Below are 16,946 nucleotides of genomic sequence, written 5' to 3'. Positions count from 1 at the left end.
CACGGGGCGCTCTGGATGTGATCCAAGCTGGTATCTGGTAGGGTGACCAGCTTGGCCCGAGACCGGATATCGGATAAGGAGTGGGCGTTTCATGAAGGCTTCATTCTGGCTCTCCGCGCTCCGAACGGGCGCAAACCCATGAACCATCGTCGTGTTGTGGATGGGATTTTCTGGATCGCCCGGACGGGATCGCCATGGCGGGACCTGCCCGGGCCGTCCGTCCTGCGCGCAGATCGCGGCGCGAGATGCTGACAACCTTCGCAAAACCATGGCGGCGCGCGACGTGGTGCCGGTCATCCCCACGCGCAAGACCCGCAAGCTGCGCGGGGCCGTGGATCGCACCCTCTACCAGCTGCGCACCCTCGTCGAGCGCTGCTTCAACACGCTGAAAAACGCCCGCCGCGTCGCCACCCGCTACGACAAGACGGCCGAAAGCTTCCTCGAATTCATCGACATCAGGTCGATCCGCCTCTGGCTTCGGCATCTGTCAGCATGACCTGAGGCATCGTTCCTGGTTTTTTGGCGAAATGTGGCGGGTATATGAAAAATTTTGGCCTTATCGGGCGCGATAAATATTTTGTTAAGCAGTTCTGCCCCACAATCGTCGCATGAATCTGGACTAAAGCGCAGTTCTTCCTTGAAATCCGTCGCAGAATCGCGCATCTGAGAATGAGAACAAGATGTGAACATCTCGTCGACCCGGCTGATTGCCCCGGTCGAAGGGCTGTGAAATAACAGTGAGGACGACATGGCACAGGCGAGCATCTTCGATATGAATGACAAGCGAAGCGCAGATAAGCAAAAAGCTTTGGACAGCGCATTGGCACAGATTGAGCGGCAGTTCGGCAAAGGCTCGATCATGAAACTGGGCGCCGACAATCCGGTGGCCGAGATTGAGGCGACTTCGACCGGTTCACTGGGCCTTGATATCGCACTTGGAATTGGTGGTCTGCCGAAAGGTCGGATCATCGAAATCTTTGGTCCGGAAAGCTCGGGCAAGACCACGCTGACACTGCATGCGGTTGCGGAAGAGCAGAAGAAGGGCGGCGTTTGCGCCTTTGTCGATGCCGAACACGCGTTGGACCCGCAATATGCCAAGCGTTTGGGCGTCAATCTGGATGAACTGCTGATCTCGCAGCCCGATACCGGCGAGCAGGCGTTGGAAATCGTCGATACGTTGGTGCGCTCGGGGGCGGTCAGCATGGTGGTGGTCGACTCGGTGGCGGCGCTGACGCCCAAATCCGAGATTGAAGGCGATATGGGTGACATGCAGATGGGCAGCCAGGCTCGTCTGATGAGTCAGGCGATGCGTAAGCTGACGGCCAGCATTGGACGCAGCAATTGCATGGTGATTTTCATCAACCAGATCCGCATGAAGATCGGTGTCATGTTCGGGAACCCCGAAACGACCACAGGCGGCAATGCGCTGAAGTTTTATGCCTCGGTTCGTCTGGACATTCGTCGCACGGGTTCGATCAAGGATCGTGATGAGGTGACGGGCAATACAACCCGCGTGAAGGTCGTGAAGAATAAGGTCGCTCCGCCCTTCCGTCAGGTGGAATTCGACATCATGTATGGCGAAGGTATCAGCAAGGTTGGCGAATTGATCGACCTTGGTGTCAAAGCCGGCGTGGTCGAAAAATCCGGTGCCTGGTATTCCTATGGTGATGAGCGGATCGGGCAAGGGCGCGAAAACGCCAAGCAATATTTGCGGGATAATACTGCGATTGCATTGGCGATCGAAGATAAGATCCGTGCCAGCCACGGTCTGGATTTCGCCGCCGGCGAAGAGGATGAAACATTGACCGAGGATTGAGCGGTTGGTTGCGAATGAAGAAAGCGCGAGGGGAAACCCTCGCGCTTTCTTATTGAAGTTGCGCTGTTCTCAGGCAGCCAGCTCTCCGTGCGGGTCCAGCACGAATTTCTTTGCCACACCGCTGTCAAAGCTTTCATAACCCGCAGCAGCCTGATCCAACGGAATGATCGTGGCGTTGACGATGTCGGCAATCGGCAGGCGATCATGCAGAATTGCCTGCATCAGCTGGCGGTTATAGCGCAGCACCGGCGTCTGCCCGGTATGGAAGCTTTGCGCCTTGGCCCAGCCAAGGCCGAACCTCATCGACAGACTGCCGAATTTCGCCGCATCATCCACGGCACCCGGATCTTCGGTCACATAGAGGCCGGGAATGCCGACAGAGCCAGCTGGGCGTGTAATCTGCATCATCTGGTTCAGCACGATGGCGGGTTGTTCGCCGCCGGAATAACCACGGGCCTCAAAGCCGACTGCGTCGATGGCGGCATCAACCTCGGGTGAGCCGGTGATCTGGGCGATCATCTCGGGCAGGTTGTCGCCTTTGGACAGATCGACCGGCTCGAAGCCAACGCGGGCGGCGTGATCCAGTCGCTCCTTGTTGAAATCGCCGATCATCACGACGGCGGCGCCCAAGATCCGGGCCGAGGCAGCAGCGGCAAGGCCAACCGGGCCGGCCCCCGCGACATAGACGATGGACCCGACACCAACCCCCGCCTTGTATGCACCATGAAAGCCCGTCGGCAGGATGTCGGACAGCATGGTCAGATCACGGATTTTCGACAGGGCCTGGTCGCGATCGGGGAATTTCAGAAGGTTGAAATCGGCATAGGGCACCATGACATAGCGCGCCTGCCCACCGATCCAGCCGCCCATGTCGACATACCCATAGGCCCCGCCCGCCCGCGACGGGTTCACCGTCAGACAGACGCCGGTATCCTGTTCGCGACAGCAGCGGCAGCGCCCGCAGGCGACGTTGAACGGGACCGAGACGATATCACCGACCTGCAACATCTCGACATCGGCGCCTTTTTCAATCACCTGCCCGGTGATTTCATGGCCAAGAACCAGCCCCGGTGCGGCGGTCGTGCGCCCACGCACCATATGCTGATCCGAGCCGCAGATATTTGTCGAAATCACCTTCAGGATCACCCCGTGTCCGATCTTGCGGCCATCCGGGGCTTGCAGTTTTGCGTCCTCGATATCCTGCACCTCGACCTTGCCCGGTCCGATGTATACGACGCCTTTGTTGGTGGTCATGCGGTCTTCCCCTCCTGAATGATGAACGCAGACTCCTCTTACTGCGCCCAATATGCACGAACATGAGGCTATCCTTCGTGGGGGCGGGTGATGGCCTGTTCGCGACAATCCAGCGATTGAAAGAGACGTGTCGTCGATTGCCGCAAATCACGATGTCGGACCGATAGGTGCTTGGTTTGGGGGGGCGATGCGGGCAAGTTGGGCGGGGTAAGGGAGGAAAAGACATGAAAAAACTGCCCATGACAGCAGTCATGTTCGCGTTCGCCGCAACGTCGCTGGCTGCGCAGGAAAACTATCGTCACGCCGAAGAACCGATCGGCACGGTCGAGCAGATTTACGATGGTGATCTGGTGCCCGATCTGGCGGTCAGCACATTCCGCAATATCGACCGGCTGTTTCCGACGCGCACGGTGGCCGCATCGGACAATCCTTATCCGTTGCAGCCTGCAGATCGGCAGCTTGGGCCAGTGACTGCCCAGCTGGGCGATGCGACCTATGACATGGACGATTTTCTGGCGCTGGACAGTGTGACCGGAATGATCGTGCTGAAAGATGGCAAGGTTGCCTATGAGATCTATCAGCGCGGTAACGGCCCTGACACGCGCTGGATGTCGATGTCGATTGCGAAGTCGGTCACCTCGACCCTGATCGGTGCGGCGATCAAGGACGGCAGCATCAGCGGTCTGGATGCCAAGGTGACGGAGTATGTCCCGAGCTTGAAGGGCAGCGCGTATGACGGGGTGACGGTTGGGCAGATTCTGGAAATGTCGTCGGGCGTTCAGTGGGATGAAACCTATACCGATCCGCTATCCGACCGCCGCGCCTTGTTGGCCGCGCAGATCGCGCAGGAACCGGGCGGCCTGATGAGGGTGATGGCGGCATTGCCGCAGACGCATGAACCGGGCGCGGTGCATAACTATTCAACCGGGGAAACCTCGGTCGCCAGTGAGATTGTCGTCGGCGCAACGGGTAAAAAGCTGGCGGATTATCTGGCCGAGAAGATCTGGCAGCCCTATGGGATGGAGGCGGATGCCAAATGGTGGCTGGACAGCCCCGACGGCAATGAAATCGGAGGCAGCGGTCTGTCTGCGACCTTGCGGGATTTTGCCCGGTTCGGGCAGTTTTTCCTTGATGGCGGGGTCATCGGCGGGGAAAGCATCTTGCCCGATGGCTGGACCGATACCGCGGGCCTGCCTGTGACGCTGAGCGGTGGCGATACGGCCGAATACGGGCTGATGTGGTGGCCGGGTTGGACCGAGGATTCCATCGCCGACAAGGCTTACCTGGCGATTGGTATTCAGGGGCAGAACATCTATATCAATCCGACCGAACGCGTCGTGATCGCGATGACCTCGGCCCAGCCCGAGCCGCTTGGCAAAGAGCCGGTTGACCCCTTGGTCATGTTCGACGCCATCACCGCGGCGCTTGCCACGCCTTGATCATGGCATCAGCGGGCATAGATAGCTGTCAAAGCCCGCTAAATCATCTTTACGCACCAGCGCGAGGGCGGTAACTGTCACCCTCGCCGCAGCGAAGGAATTGCCATGCCCAGCGTTAACGATATCCGGTCCACATTTTTGAACTTCTACGAGAAGAACGGCCACCGTGTCGTGGATTCCAGTCCGCTGGTGCCGCGCAATGATCCGACGTTGATGTTTGCGAACTCGGGCATGGTGCAGTTCAAGAACCTGTTCACCGGGCTTGAAACCAGAGATTACAACCGGGCAACCTCGGCACAGAAATGCGTTCGCGCGGGCGGCAAGCATAACGACCTGGACAATGTCGGTTATACGGCGCGGCACCATACCTTCTTTGAAATGTTGGGCAATTTCAGCTTTGGCGATTATTTCAAGGAACAGGCGATCCCGTATGCCTGGGAATTGCTGACCAAGGATTTCGGCATCCCGAAGGACAAGCTGCTGGTCACCGTCTATCACACGGATGATGAAGCCGCGAACATCTGGAAAAAGGTTGCGAACCTGTCGGATGACAAGATCATCCGCATTGCCAGCGATGACAACTTCTGGCGGATGGGCCCGACCGGCCCCTGCGGCCCTTGCACAGAAATTTTCTACGATCACGGCGATCATATCTGGGGCGGCCCTCCGGGTTCGGCGGAAGAGGATGGCGATCGCTTCATCGAGATCTGGAACCTGGTCTTCATGCAGTTCGAGCAGTTTGAAGATGGCAGTATGAAGGATCTGGCCGCCCAGTCGATCGACACCGGCATGGGGCTGGAACGGATCGCCGCGTTGCTGCAGGGCAAGCACGACAATTATGACACCGACCTGATGCGCGCGCTGATCGAGGCGTCCGCGAACGCAACCAGCAGCGACCCCGACGGCCCCGGCAAGGTGCATCACCGCGTGATCGCGGATCACCTGCGCTCGACCAGCTTCCTGATCGCGGATGGTGTGATGCCCAGCAATGAAGGGCGCGGCTATGTGCTGCGCCGCATCATGCGTCGCGCCATGCGGCATGCGCATATGCTGGGTGCGCAGGATCCCGTGATGTATAAGCTGGTCCCGTCGCTGGTGCAGCAGATGGGCGCCGCCTATCCGGAACTGGGCCGCGCACAGCCGATGATCGAAGAAACGTTGCGCAGCGAAGAAACCCGTTTCCGTCAGACGCTGGATCGCGGTCTGCGCCTGCTGGACGACGAATTGGGCAAGTTGCCCGAAGGTGCGGACCTGCCGGGTGAGGCTGCATTCAAACTGTATGACACTTATGGTTTCCCGCTGGACCTGACGCAGGATGCTCTGCGTGAAAAAGGTCGCGCGGTTGATGTCGGCGGGTTTGATACCGCAATGGCCGAACAAAAGGCCAAGGCACGCGCGGCATGGGCGGGCAGCGGCGAAACGCAGGACGCGACGATCTGGTATGATCTGGCCGAAAAGCACGGCACGACCGAGTTTCTGGGCTATGATACGGAAGAGGCCGAAGGTCAGATCCTGTCGCTGGTCAAGGACGGGGCTGAAATCGCCGATGCCAAGCAGGGCGACACGATCCAGATTGTTGTGAACCAATCGCCTTTCTATGCGGAATCGGGTGGCCAGGTCGGCGATACCGGCCTGATCAAGACCGAAACCGGCGCGGCGCGGGTGACCGATACGAAAAAGGTCGCTGGCGTCTTCGTGCATTTCGCAGAAGTCACCCTTGGCACCGTCAGCCGGGGGCAGGGCGCGCAACTGTCCGTCGATCACGATCGTCGCAGCATGATTCAGGCCAACCACTCGGCCACGCACCTGCTGCACGAGGCGCTGCGCCGCACCTTGGGCGAACATGTCTCGCAACGCGGTAGCCTGAACGCGCCGGATCGCTTGCGCTTTGATTTCAGCCATAACAATGCTGTGACGCCGGATGAGCTGGCAAAGATCGAGGCCGAGGTGAATGACTTCGTCCGTCAGAACACCCCGGTCGAAACGCGCATCATGACGCCCGACGATGCCCGTGATCTTGGTGCGCAAGCGCTGTTCGGTGAGAAATATGGCGACGAAGTTCGCGTCGTCTCGATGGGCCGTCAGGCCAATTCGGGCAAGGGCGCGGATGGTCAGACCTATTCGCTGGAATTGTGCGGCGGCACGCATGTGGCGCGCACGGGCGATATTGGTGCCTTTGCGTTGCTCAGCGATGGCGCGTCCTCGGCTGGCGTGCGCCGGATCGAGGCGCTGACCGGGCAGGCCGCGCTGGATCATCTGCGCAATTCCGACAGTCAGTTGTCGGAAATTGCGGGTCTGCTGAAGGCGCAGGCGGGTGATGTTGTGAACAAGGTTCGCGCCTTGTCCGATGAACGCAAGGCGCTGGCCAATGAGGTTGCGCAACTGAAGCGTCAGCTTGCCATGGGGAGCGCTGCTGGCACCGAGGTGAAAGAGATTGGCGGCGTCAAGTTCATCGGTCGCAAGGTCGATGGCGTATCCGGCAAGGAATTGGGCGCCTTGGTGGATGAGATGAAGGCGCAGCTTGGGTCCGGCGCGGTTCTGCTGTTGGCAGAAGCTGACGGCAAGGCAACGGTCGCGGCGGGTGTGACGAATGATCTGACCGGCCGGATCAGCGCGGTTGCGCTGGTGCAGGCGGCGACGGTCGCGCTTGGTGGCAAGGGCGGCGGCGGCAGGCCGGATCGTGCGCAGGGCGGCGCACCAAGTCTTGCGGCTGCCGATAACGCATTTGCAGAGGCTGAAAAGCTGATCGGGGGGACCGCATGACCGCACTTTGGGTTGCACATGTCAACGTCACGGACGCAGAGGCTTATGGAAAATATGCCAAGGCGGCAGGGCCGGCGATTGCGGCGCATGGCGGCGTGTTTCTGGCGCGTGGCGGGCGTTATCAGCAGTTGGAAGGCAATGACCGGCCGCGCAACGTCGTGGCCCGTTTCCCCAGCTTCGAGGCAGCCATTGCCTGTTATAACAGCGCCGAATATCAGGCCGCCCTGGAATTCGCCAAAGGCGCCTCCGAGCGCGATCTTGTGATCATCGAAGAAACGCCCCCCGCCGAATAAGCTGTTTTCTTGGCGGTTTCGTGCTATTTCTACGAAAAAGAAGCAGCACGATCCAAAAAGGGGCAGGGCATGTGTCGTTGGGCCGCCTATGTGGGCCAGCCGATTTTTCTGGAAGATATCGTCACGCGTCCGGCGCATTCGCTGATCCGTCAAAGTCAGGGTGCGCAGCGATGTGTGACGCCGGTCAATGCGGATGGTTTCGGCATCGCCTGGTATGGCGAACGGGATGAACCGGGGCTGTATCGCGATGTGATGCCAGCCTGGTCCGATCCGAACCTGCGCAGCCTTGTCCAGCAGGTGCGTTCCGGGCTGTTCATGGCCCATGTCCGTGCCTCGACAGGGACCGCGACCAGCCGCAATAATTGCCACCCTTTCGCGGTCGGACGGTGGAGTTTCATGCATAACGGTCAGTTCGGCGGCTATGATGCCTTTCGCCGCGACGCCGATCTGATGATCCCCGACGATCTATATGCCCATCGCAAGGGTGCCACGGATAGTGAGGCCTTGTTCCTGATTGCCTTGGGCGAAGGTCTGGACAGGGATCCGAAAGGTGCGATGGAACGTGCCGTGGCCCGAATGACCGACCTTTCGTTACGCCGTGGAACCGCGCCACATGTCCGCATCACATGCGCCTTTTCGGACGGGCAAAGACTTTATGCGATCCGCCATGCCAGTGACGACCACGCCCCCAGCCTGTATCATCGTTGGTCCGCCAGCCGTGGTGGACGCGCGGTCGTGTCAGAACCGTTGGAAGACGATCAGGACGACTGGCAAGAAGTGCCTGCGAACAGTTTCTGCATCTTTGACCCTGAAAGCGTCGTGATCGAAAGTTTTCGCCCGACAGCCACGGCTGTTGCGGCCTGACCGGAACATCAGATCAGTTATCAGCCGGTGCGCTGCGGGGGGCCGGGGGCGTTGCGTTTCCCTGTGGGACAGAAACGGCAGGTTTTTGTTCTGCGGCAACGGTTCTGTCTGCGGATTGCGGCGCGGCTGCGGCCGGGGCGTCCGGCACGGGTTCTGGTTGACGAACGGGCGAGGCGGCAACGGGATATTCTGGCTGCGGGGTCGCATGCTGCACCGTTTTGCCGCTTTTGCCCGATGATGCGATCAATCGGCGAAAGACCAGCAGATTGTGATACACCGTGCTTCGACCGGTCAGGCCCGTCCGCTCTTCACTGGGCAAGACATCGGCACGGATATATTCCCAGCCATCTTGCGCCATGCGGTTCAGTTCGGCGGTAAAGGCGACCGCGTAGCGGTCAGAGGGCGTTTTTGCGTCCTTGTCTTTCTCGCCACGATTAGGGGCCGGGATCACGTTGTATTCGTATGCGGTCATCGGCGCTCTCCATCTCTGGTTCACTAACGAATTAGTCGAAAGCGCGTTCCAAGAAAAGTAGCTGGCAGCCGTCAGTGCGGGTTTCTGGGCTTGACCATGAAAAGCCCGATCCGCAGGCCGATCCAGGCTGCCGGCAGACAAAGGATCGCCAGCAGCCACTCTGGCGTCGTGACCAGCAGGCCATCTTCGATCAGGGTTGCGGGCGATTGCTGCGTCGGGGACAGCGCAAGTGCCGCCAATGTCAGCGGCGTCGTAATGGCAGTGGCAAGCACCCGGATAATCACTTCCAGCAGGAAGGCCGCCACCATCAGCAATATGGCATAGGGCAAAAACAACAGTCCGCTGTAAATCCACTGTTTACGCAATGTGGGACGCGCCGAAAAAGGCCCGCCAATCAGGCCCATGGTCAATCCGCCCAACAGGAAGATACCCTGATGCAAACCAAAAAACGGGTTTGGCAGGGCGACCTCGCTCGTCGCGAAAAGAAGCGGGTAGGTGATGATCAGGGCGATCAGGAAACCATAAGGCAATGCTGAGAGTCCAATCGTTTGCAACGGCTGTGCAGGTGGGTATTCCGCATCTGGAATTTGGCTGTGTATGTTTGGGCGCATCCCAGCTCAAGAGACAATGCCGAAATTAATTTGTATATTGTTGTTATGGGGTTAAGCGGATTTTTGCCAAGTTTCCCAAGTTTGTGTCCGCGTTAGGTTGACCCTGCCAAAGCCAATCCACGACCGTTAACTGCATTTCAGGCCTCAACATGTTCAAAGGGCGAACCTGTCATGAGCGAAGATATTCATAATGTTATTGTCGCGACCGGGCAGCGCGGGGCTGCAAGCACCATGGATGCCAATAGGATTGGATGGCCGTCTGGATCCTTTGTCGGCGGTGGACGCTGCGGTGGTGATGGTGGTGTCAGCGGCGCCAGCAGGATTGACTGTAGGAAGCAGAAAAAGATCGATGAGGTCCAGAAGGTCTTTCAAGAGGCGTTGGACAAGGTCAAAACACCTGGGCGGACCTGGCCGCTCTTGCCGACACCCTGGCCGACACCCTGAACGACATGGGCCGTGATATCGGCGACCAGAAATTCGCTGTTAAGGGCAATGGCCAACTGACCAGATTTTCGCTGATCCAACGATGGCGGAGGGGGCGGTGGCACCTTGCCGAATGCGCCGCCTATCCACGACACCTACAACCCGACACATCCTTACTGGGACAGTTTTGGATGGCTCTCACGTCCTGCAGGCCCAAATCACCGCCCGCGTTGGGCTGTGACCGATAGTCGCGAGGGGCAAGAATGGCGCGACCCGACATGGTCGCGCCATTTGCATTTTACTCGGCCAGTTTCTTCGCGACCAACTCATTGACGGCGGCCGGGTTGGCCTTTCCGCCGGTTGATTTCAGCACCTGACCCACAAACCAACCGGCCAGTTTCGGGTTTTGCTTGGCCTTTTCGACCTGTGCCGGATTTTCCGCGATGATCTTGTCCACGGCTGCTTCAATCGCGCCAAGGTCGGTCACCTGTTTCATGCCGCGCGATTCGACGATGGCCGCCGGGTCGCCGCCTTCGGTCCAGACAATCTCGAACAGATCCTTGGCGATCTTGCCCGAAATGTCGCCCTTGCCGATCAGATCAATGATTCCGCCAAGTTGCGCGGCGGAAATCGGGGATGTTTCAACGCTGAGGCCTTCCTTGTTCAGGCGGCCGAACAATTCGTTGATGACCCAGTTGGCGGCCATCTTGCCATCGCGACCATTGGCGACAGCTTCGAAATAGTCGGCATTCTCGACCTCGGCGGTCAGCACGCCTGCGTCATATTCCGACAGGCCCAGATCGTTGACGAAACGGGTTTTCTTGGCATCCGGCAGTTCCGGCATATCGGCGGCGATGGCGTCCACCCACGCCTGTTCGATTTCCAGCGGCAGCAGGTCGGGATCAGGGAAATAGCGATAGTCATGCGCTTCCTCTTTCGACCGCATCGACCGGGTTTCGCCCTTGTCCGGATCATAAAGACGGGTCTCCTGCACGATCTTGCCGCCGTCTTCGATAATGCCGATCTGACGGCGCGCCTCGTAGTCGATCGCGGCCTGGATGAACCGCAGCGAGTTCATGTTCTTGATCTCGCAGCGCGTGCCCAGATGGCCGAAATCGCCGGTTTCCTGGAATTTCTCATAATCACCGGGTTTGCAGACGCTGACGTTCACATCCGCGCGCAGATTGCCGTTTTGCATATTGCCGTCACAGGTGCCCAGATAGCGCATGATCTGACGCAGTTTGGAGACATAGGCGGCTGCTTCCTCGGGGCCGCGAATATCGGGGCGACTGACGATCTCCATCAGCGCCACGCCGGTGCGATTGAAATCGACGAAGGACATATTGGGGTCCATGTCGTGGATCGACTTGCCGGCGTCCTGTTCCAGATGGATGCGTTCGATCCGCACAAGGCGGGCGATACCCGGACCCATATCAACCAGCACTTCGCCTTCGCCCACGATGGGATGGTAAAGCTGCGAAATCTGATAGCCCTGCGGCAGGTCGGGATAGAAGTAATTCTTGCGGTCAAAGGCGCTACGCAGATTGATCGCAGCCTTGATGCCCAGCCCGGTTTTCACCGCCTGAGCGACGCAGAATTCATTGATGACCGGCAGCATCCCCGGCATGGCCGCGTCCACGAAGGCCACATTGCTGTTTGGTTCGGCCCCGAACGTCGTCGACGCGCCCGAGAACAGCTTGGCATTCGAGGAAACCTGCGCGTGAACCTCTAGCCCGATCACCAGTTCCCAGTCCCCCTTGGCGCCGGCAATGGTTTTGGGCTGCGGAGCAGTAAAGGAAAGATGGTCAAGCATGGGCGTCCTCGGCATGCGGAAAAACGGTTTGCGGTCTTTTAGGACAGGGCGTGGGTGATGTCACGGGCCGGAACAGAGTCTTGGACCCTCTGTCCCAGGATTCGCCATAGGTTAATAAGTTGTTAAGCGACCCACAGGCCCACACAAAATTTTGTGGATAACCCGCCGAAAAAGCCATGCTAACCGCAACATCGGCGGTTTTTCGTTCCTGACCTAACGGCACTTCGGCGCGATCTTGCCCACGAAAATTCTGAACCTTGCAAGATTTTTCAGGCTGGCTACAGCCATTTCCCAGATAGCAACAACAAGATGAGGCGACGAGCGCACTGCGCTGATGCCCTTGGCCGCGCTGGCGATGCTGGCTGCCTGCGAGTCGACTTCGACCACGCAATCCACCCAAAAGGCCGAGGCCCAGGCGCAACAGATGGCGCTGGCCCAAAACCCCCCGATGAGATGGGGTGGGAAAAGCGGTTCCGACGCATGGACACAAGCAACGCTTTCCGCGCTGGACCGTGAGGGCGTCACGATCATGTCGCAAGTCCCATCGGACATCAATGCCTTCTGCCCGAACTATGCCGAACTGACCCAGACCGGTCGCCGTGCATTCTGGGCTGGTCTGCTGTCGGCCGTCGCCAAGCATGAAAGCACCTACAACCCGCAAGCCAGTGGCGGCGGTGGTCGTTGGTTGGGCCTGATGCAGATCGCGCCCGCGACATGGCGCCACTATGACTGCAATGGCAACATCAAGAATGGCGGCGACAACATGTCCTGCGCGGTGAAGATCATGTCGCGTCAGGTTGGCCGTGATAACGCGGTCGCCCGGACCGAAAATGGCTGGCGCGGCGTCGCCCGCGATTGGGCGCCGATGCGTAACGCCTCGAAGCGTGCCGACATCGCCGAGTGGACCAGCAGCCAAAGCTATTGCCAGCCAAAAGAAGGCTAAGGCGACACGTCCTGGGAGGGAGGAAGGCGGGGTTCGACCCCGCCTTTTTTATTTCAGCGCAATGTTGCCAGAATGCGCGCCCATGACCGGGCACCTTTGGCAAAGCTTTCGACGTTGTATTTTTCATTCGGGGAATGGATGCGGTCGTCGTCGCGGCCAAAGCCGATCAGCATCGAATCCATTTGCAGAATTTCCTTGAAATCGCCAGCAATCGGGATCGATCCACCCGCGCCGATATAGGCTGCGTCGCGGCCCCATTCTTCGCTCAGCGCTTGCTTTGCAGCGCCAAAGGCGGCATCGGACGTATCCATCACGCTGGCCGGACTGCCGCCATGTGCATGGAACTCGACCCGGCAATCATCGGGCACGAAGCTTTGGACATGCGCCCGAAACGCCTCTCGGATCTTCGCGGGATCTTGCTTGCTGGTCAGGCGGAAGCTGACCTTGGCCCGGGCCTCGGCAGGGAGCACCGTCTTGAAGCCGTCGCCCGCGTAACCGCCCGCAATCCCGTTGATTTCGGCCGTCGGCTGGCTCCAGACCATTTCCAGCGGCGTCCGGCCCTTTTCGCCGATGGGTGTTTTCAATCCGACACGGCCAAGGAATTCGCTGGCGTCAAAGTCCAGTGCTTCCCAATCCTTGCGCAACGTATCAGACAGATCCTCGACGCCATCGTAAAAGCCGGGCAGGGTGACGCGACCGTTTTCGTCCTTCAGCGCCGCCAATGCCTGCGCCAGAATCATGATCGGGTTGGCTGCCAGACCGCCAAAGCTGCCCGAATGCAGGTCGCGGTCGGCACCACGCACGATGACCTCCTCGCCCACCAGACCGCGTAACTGTGTGGTAATGGCGGGCCGACCGTCGGAATACATGCCCGTGTCGCAGATCATCGCAAGCGACGCACGCAGATCGTTGGCATGTTCTTTCAGGAACGGGCGCAGTGAAGGAGAGCCGGATTCCTCTTCGCCCTCGAACAGCAGGATCAAATCGGACGGTAGCTCGCCATGCACAGCCTTCCATGCCCTGAACGCCTCGACGAAGGTCATCAACTGGCCCTTGTCATCTGCGGCGCCGCGTCCACGGATCACGGGACCGTTGGGGGTGTCCTGAATTTCCGGCTCGAACGGAGGCTTGTCCCAGAGGTTCAGCGGGTCGACGGGCTGCACGTCATAATGCCCATAGAACAACACTGAGCGCGCATCACCCGGTTGCGATTTCGCCACCACCATCGGATGACCGGGCGTGTCATGGATTTTTACGTTGAAGCCCAGCGATTCCAGCTCCGTTCCCATCCATTCGGCCGCGTCACGGACATCTTTTTTATGCGCCGGATCGGTCGAAATGGACGGGATCGCAAGAAAGGCGACAAGCCGTTTCAGCGCCTGATCCAGCCCGTTGTCCAGTTGCGTCAGTATCTGGCCAAGCTTTTCGTCATTCGCCATGTTGCCTCCGTATTTTCCGAGTGGTTTTATAAGAATTTACAAGGGTGCTTTTGGCATGCTGCGACAATTTCGCCCTGTCAATTTCGTGACATAACATGTAACAACAACCTGCCGTGCGTGATCGGACAATGATCGCACCTAGCCACCTATGCAAGGGAACGCCCGCAATGAATTATGATGCCGCATTGGATCAGGCTATTAATCGTTTGCACGAAGAGGGTCGCTATCGCACCTTTATCGATATCGAGCGGACAAAGGGCCGGTATCCTCATGCCGTCTGGACGCGCCCGGATGGCGAGCAGCAGGACATCACTGTCTGGTGTGGCAATGATTATCTTGGCATGGGCCAGCATCCGGCTGTTCTGGAAGCCATGCACGAGGCGCTGGACAATGTCGGGGCCGGCTCGGGCGGCACGCGAAACATCTCCGGGACCACCGTTTATCACAAGCGTCTGGAAGCCGAGCTTGCCGATCTGCATGGCAAAGAGGCTGCACTGGTCTTTTCAAGTGCCTATATCGCCAATGACGCGACCCTTTCGACGCTGCGCAAGCTGTTTCCCGGTCTGATCATTTATTCCGACGCGCTGAATCACGCCTCGATGATCGAGGGGATCAAGCGGTTTGACGGCGCAAAGCGCATCTTCCGCCACAATGACGTTGCCCACCTGCGCCAGCTTCTGGAAGCCGATGATCCGACGGCGCCAAAGCTGATCGCCTTCGAATCGATTTATTCGATGGACGGCGATTTCGGCCCGATCGAGGCAATTTGCGATCTGGCCGATGAATTCAATGCACTGACCTATCTGGACGAGGTGCATGCCGTCGGCATGTATGGCCCGCGGGGTGGCGGCGTCGCCGAGCGTGATGGGTTGATGGCGCGGATCGATATTTTCAACGGCACCTTGGGCAAGGCCTTTGGCGTGTTCGGCGGCTATATCGCGGGCAGCGCCAGGATGTGTGATGCCGTCCGCTCTTATGCGCCGGGCTTTATCTTCACCACCTCTCTGCCTCCGGTCGTTGCTGCCGGGGCCGCAGCCGCGATCCGCTTCCTGAAATCGGAAGAAGGACAGCTGTTGCGCGATACACAGCAGCTGAATGCCCGTATCCTTAAAATGCGCCTGAAATCGCTGGGCATGCCGATCATCGACCATGGCAGCCATATCGTGCCGGTCCATGTTGGCCATCCGGTTCACTGCAAAATGCTGTCCGACATGCTGCTGCGGGATTACGGCATCTATGTTCAGCCGATCAACTTCCCCACGGTTCCGCGTGGCACCGAACGTCTGCGCTTTACCCCGTCACCCGTCCATGACCCCAGGCAGATCGACCATCTGGTGCGGGCTATGGATGCATTGTGGTCGCACTGTGCACTGAATCGCTCAGAATTGAGCGCCTGACAAAAACGACGGATGAACTGCTCTCGCCTCCGTGATAACATATAGTTAAATGAATAAGGCTACCTTCCGATTCGGGTGGGGCTTGATACGGGCGATGAGGCAAACTGGAAATGAGCAGGCTGCGGGCTGATTACCCGGCAGAGGGGATTATGCAGGTGGAGGAAGTAGAACATTTCCTCGACGACGACACGCGTCTTGGTGACATCATGCGTGGAGAGCGTGCGACGATGGGTAAATCGCTGCTGGACGTCCAGCGCGAATTGCGGATTCGCGCATCTTACGTCGCCGCGATTGAAAATTGCGATATTACAGCCTTTGATACGCCCAGCTTTATCGCGGGATATGTTCGTTCCTATGCCCGTTATCTGGGGATGGATTCCGACTGGGTGTTCCGCCGTTTCTGCGCCGAATCCGGCTTTCAGCCGACGCATGGAATGGCGCCGACAGCTTCCGGCCCGAAACCGGCGCGTCGCCCGTCCGACCCGGCCGAGGCTTTGGCCAATCCTCGCGCATTGTTTCTGCCGCAGCAGGAAAGTTTCTGGTCCGGTATCGAACCACGCGCGATTGGTGCGGTTCTGGTTTTGATCCTGCTGGTCGGTGGGCTTGGCTATGGTGGTTGGACCGTGCTGCAGGAAGTGCAGCGGGTCACGTTAAGCCCAGGCGAAGATTCGCCTGACATCGTGACGGCGCTGGACCCGACTGAAAACGCAGGTATGACCGGTCCCGCTTTGGACATGAGCGACACGACAGAGCTTGCGCAGAATTTGCCGCAACCCGAATCCCTGGATCGGCTGTATCGCCCGCAAATTTTGGAGGCGCCGGTTCTGACGTCTCGTGATGGGCCGATCGCCGCGATTGATCCGGGGCTGACCGCAGCGACGTCATCATCGCAGGATACTGCCGTTGCTGAAAATCTTGGCCTGCCGGATGCGGTTCAGGCCGCGATCCAGACTGCTCTGAGCAACGTCAATGGTTCTGGCCCGATGGATTACGGTCCGCAAATGCCGCTGCAATCCACGCAAATGGCAATGACCGTGGCAGCCGATGCCCCACCGTTAGAGCTTCTTGCCGCACGGCCAGCCTGGGTTCGCGTCACCTCTAGCGATGGAACGGTGCTGCTGGAAAAGATCATGGATGCGGGTGAGCGTTTCACCCTGCCAAGCCTGGAGCAGGCACCGTTGCTGCGCACCGGTAACTCTGGCGCGGTGTATTTCGCTGTGAACGGTCGCACCTATGGCCCTGCCGCCCCCGGCCCGCAGGTCATCAAGAATGTCGAATTGTCGCAGGAAAATCTGACCTCGACCTATACGCTGGCCGATCTGAATGCAGATCCCGAACTGGCGCAAATGGTTGCGATGGCACAGGCGCCGATGTCGGGTTCGTCCGTCACGGAATAGGCTGGCAGTGACACAGAAAATA

General features: G+C 59.0%; 14 protein-coding genes and 1 pseudogene. 10 read left to right on the top strand and 5 right to left on the bottom strand.

The window, feature by feature from the left end; translation table 11 throughout:
• Positions 1 to 42 precede the first annotated feature (42 nt).
• Both H4P12_RS10230 and recA read left to right on the top strand, forming a co-directional pair.
• Positions 43 to 496, top strand: a pseudogene (locus H4P12_RS10230) (transposase).
• Positions 497 to 748: 252 nt separating this feature from the next.
• On the top strand, positions 749 to 1,816 hold the full coding sequence (gene recA / locus H4P12_RS10225) for a recombinase RecA (RefSeq protein ID WP_187793589.1): 1,068 nt from the start codon (positions 749 to 751) through the stop codon (positions 1,814 to 1,816).
• Between the two features lie 69 nt (positions 1,817 to 1,885).
• On the opposite strand, the gene fdhA is transcribed toward recA, so the two are convergent.
• Positions 1,886 to 3,070, bottom strand: a complete 1,185-nt coding sequence (gene fdhA, locus H4P12_RS10220) for a formaldehyde dehydrogenase, glutathione-independent (RefSeq protein ID WP_187793588.1) — start codon at positions 3,068 to 3,070, stop codon at positions 1,886 to 1,888.
• 224 nt (positions 3,071 to 3,294) lie between these two features.
• On the opposite strand from fdhA, the gene H4P12_RS10215 reads away from it, so the two are divergent.
• From H4P12_RS10215 to H4P12_RS10200, 4 genes are all read left to right on the top strand, one after another.
• Positions 3,295 to 4,509: a serine hydrolase domain-containing protein gene (locus tag H4P12_RS10215; RefSeq protein WP_187793587.1), complete on the top strand. Its 1,215-nt coding sequence runs from the start codon at positions 3,295 to 3,297 to the stop codon at positions 4,507 to 4,509.
• A gap of 105 nt (positions 4,510 to 4,614) precedes the next feature.
• Positions 4,615 to 7,272 carry an alanine--tRNA ligase gene (gene alaS / locus H4P12_RS10210; protein WP_187793586.1) on the top strand — a complete coding sequence of 886 codons (2,658 nt, stop codon included), beginning with the start codon at positions 4,615 to 4,617 and terminating at the stop codon, positions 7,270 to 7,272.
• The gene (locus H4P12_RS10205; protein WP_187793585.1) at positions 7,269 to 7,565 is read left to right on the top strand and encodes a DUF1330 domain-containing protein; all 297 of its coding nucleotides are present in this window, start codon (positions 7,269 to 7,271) and stop codon (positions 7,563 to 7,565) included. Before alaS ends, H4P12_RS10205 begins: the two co-directional genes overlap by 4 nt.
• A gap of 69 nt (positions 7,566 to 7,634) precedes the next feature.
• Entirely contained in the window at positions 7,635 to 8,429 is a 795-nt protein-coding gene (locus H4P12_RS10200; protein ID WP_187793584.1) for a class II glutamine amidotransferase, read from the top strand.
• A 13-nt stretch (positions 8,430 to 8,442) separates the two neighbouring features.
• Here H4P12_RS10200 and H4P12_RS10195 read toward each other — a convergent pair whose 3' ends face one another.
• The gene (locus H4P12_RS10195) at positions 8,443 to 8,901 is read right to left on the bottom strand and encodes a DUF4177 domain-containing protein (protein WP_187793583.1); all 459 of its coding nucleotides are present in this window, start codon (positions 8,899 to 8,901) and stop codon (positions 8,443 to 8,445) included.
• Between the two features lie 71 nt (positions 8,902 to 8,972).
• Positions 8,973 to 9,431, bottom strand: a complete 459-nt coding sequence (locus H4P12_RS10190; RefSeq protein WP_187793582.1) for a hypothetical protein — start codon at positions 9,429 to 9,431, stop codon at positions 8,973 to 8,975.
• A 252-nt stretch (positions 9,432 to 9,683) separates the two neighbouring features.
• Here H4P12_RS10190 and H4P12_RS10185 point away from each other — a divergent pair, with 252 nt between their 5' ends.
• Positions 9,684 to 9,956 carry a hypothetical protein gene (locus tag H4P12_RS10185; protein WP_187793581.1) on the top strand — a complete coding sequence of 91 codons (273 nt, stop codon included), beginning with the start codon at positions 9,684 to 9,686 and terminating at the stop codon, positions 9,954 to 9,956.
• Between the two features lie 277 nt (positions 9,957 to 10,233).
• Here the strand turns inward: H4P12_RS10185 and gatB are convergent, their stop codons facing one another.
• Entirely contained in the window at positions 10,234 to 11,748 is a 1,515-nt protein-coding gene (gene gatB, locus H4P12_RS10180; protein ID WP_187793580.1) for an Asp-tRNA(Asn)/Glu-tRNA(Gln) amidotransferase subunit GatB, read from the bottom strand.
• 334 nt (positions 11,749 to 12,082) lie between these two features.
• Here gatB and H4P12_RS10175 point away from each other — a divergent pair, with 334 nt between their 5' ends.
• A complete protein-coding gene (locus H4P12_RS10175; RefSeq protein WP_187793579.1) occupies positions 12,083 to 12,691 on the top strand; it encodes a transglycosylase SLT domain-containing protein in 609 nt (202 codons plus the stop codon).
• Between the two features lie 53 nt (positions 12,692 to 12,744).
• Here the strand turns inward: H4P12_RS10175 and H4P12_RS10170 are convergent, their stop codons facing one another.
• A complete protein-coding gene (locus tag H4P12_RS10170) occupies positions 12,745 to 14,130 on the bottom strand; it encodes a dipeptidase (protein WP_187793578.1) in 1,386 nt (461 codons plus the stop codon).
• 167 nt (positions 14,131 to 14,297) lie between these two features.
• On the opposite strand from H4P12_RS10170, the gene hemA reads away from it, so the two are divergent.
• Together hemA and H4P12_RS10160 are read left to right on the top strand one after the other, a co-directional pair.
• Complete coding sequence (gene hemA / locus H4P12_RS10165) at positions 14,298 to 15,527, top strand: 5-aminolevulinate synthase (protein ID WP_187793577.1); 1,230 nt, start codon at positions 14,298 to 14,300, stop codon at positions 15,525 to 15,527.
• Between the two features lie 110 nt (positions 15,528 to 15,637).
• Positions 15,638 to 16,924: a helix-turn-helix domain-containing protein gene (locus tag H4P12_RS10160; protein WP_187793576.1), complete on the top strand. Its 1,287-nt coding sequence runs from the start codon at positions 15,638 to 15,640 to the stop codon at positions 16,922 to 16,924.
• The last annotated feature ends 22 nt before the right edge of the window (positions 16,925 to 16,946 follow it).

This window comes from Paracoccus amoyensis, assembly GCF_014490725.1.
In the GTDB taxonomy this organism is placed as follows: domain Bacteria; phylum Pseudomonadota; class Alphaproteobacteria; order Rhodobacterales; family Rhodobacteraceae; genus Paracoccus; species Paracoccus amoyensis.
Note: the sequence above shows the minus strand (reverse complement) of the source record. Positions and strands in the feature narration are given on the sequence as shown.

Bases quoted from the DNA above. Each gene is read 5' to 3' on its own strand.
- H4P12_RS10205 (WP_187793585.1), top strand. From the start codon at position 7,269: ATGACCGCACTTTGGGTTGCACATGTCAACGTCACGGACGCAGAGGCT.
- gatB (WP_187793580.1), bottom strand. From the start codon at position 11,748: ATGCTTGACCATCTTTCCTTTACTGCTCCGCAGCCCAAAACCATTGCC.
- H4P12_RS10215 (WP_187793587.1), top strand. From the start codon at position 3,295: ATGAAAAAACTGCCCATGACAGCAGTCATGTTCGCGTTCGCCGCAACG.
- alaS (WP_187793586.1), top strand. From the start codon at position 4,615: ATGCCCAGCGTTAACGATATCCGGTCCACATTTTTGAACTTCTACGAG.
- H4P12_RS10195 (WP_187793583.1), bottom strand. From the start codon at position 8,901: ATGACCGCATACGAATACAACGTGATCCCGGCCCCTAATCGTGGCGAG.
- H4P12_RS10185 (WP_187793581.1), top strand. From the start codon at position 9,684: ATGAGCGAAGATATTCATAATGTTATTGTCGCGACCGGGCAGCGCGGG.
- recA (WP_187793589.1), top strand. From the start codon at position 749: ATGGCACAGGCGAGCATCTTCGATATGAATGACAAGCGAAGCGCAGAT.
- H4P12_RS10200 (WP_187793584.1), top strand. From the start codon at position 7,635: ATGTGTCGTTGGGCCGCCTATGTGGGCCAGCCGATTTTTCTGGAAGAT.
- H4P12_RS10170 (WP_187793578.1), bottom strand. From the start codon at position 14,130: ATGGCGAATGACGAAAAGCTTGGCCAGATACTGACGCAACTGGACAAC.
- fdhA (WP_187793588.1), bottom strand. From the start codon at position 3,070: ATGACCACCAACAAAGGCGTCGTATACATCGGACCGGGCAAGGTCGAG.
- H4P12_RS10160 (WP_187793576.1), top strand. From the start codon at position 15,638: ATGAGCAGGCTGCGGGCTGATTACCCGGCAGAGGGGATTATGCAGGTG.
- H4P12_RS10175 (WP_187793579.1), top strand. From the start codon at position 12,083: ATGCCCTTGGCCGCGCTGGCGATGCTGGCTGCCTGCGAGTCGACTTCG.
- hemA (WP_187793577.1), top strand. From the start codon at position 14,298: ATGAATTATGATGCCGCATTGGATCAGGCTATTAATCGTTTGCACGAA.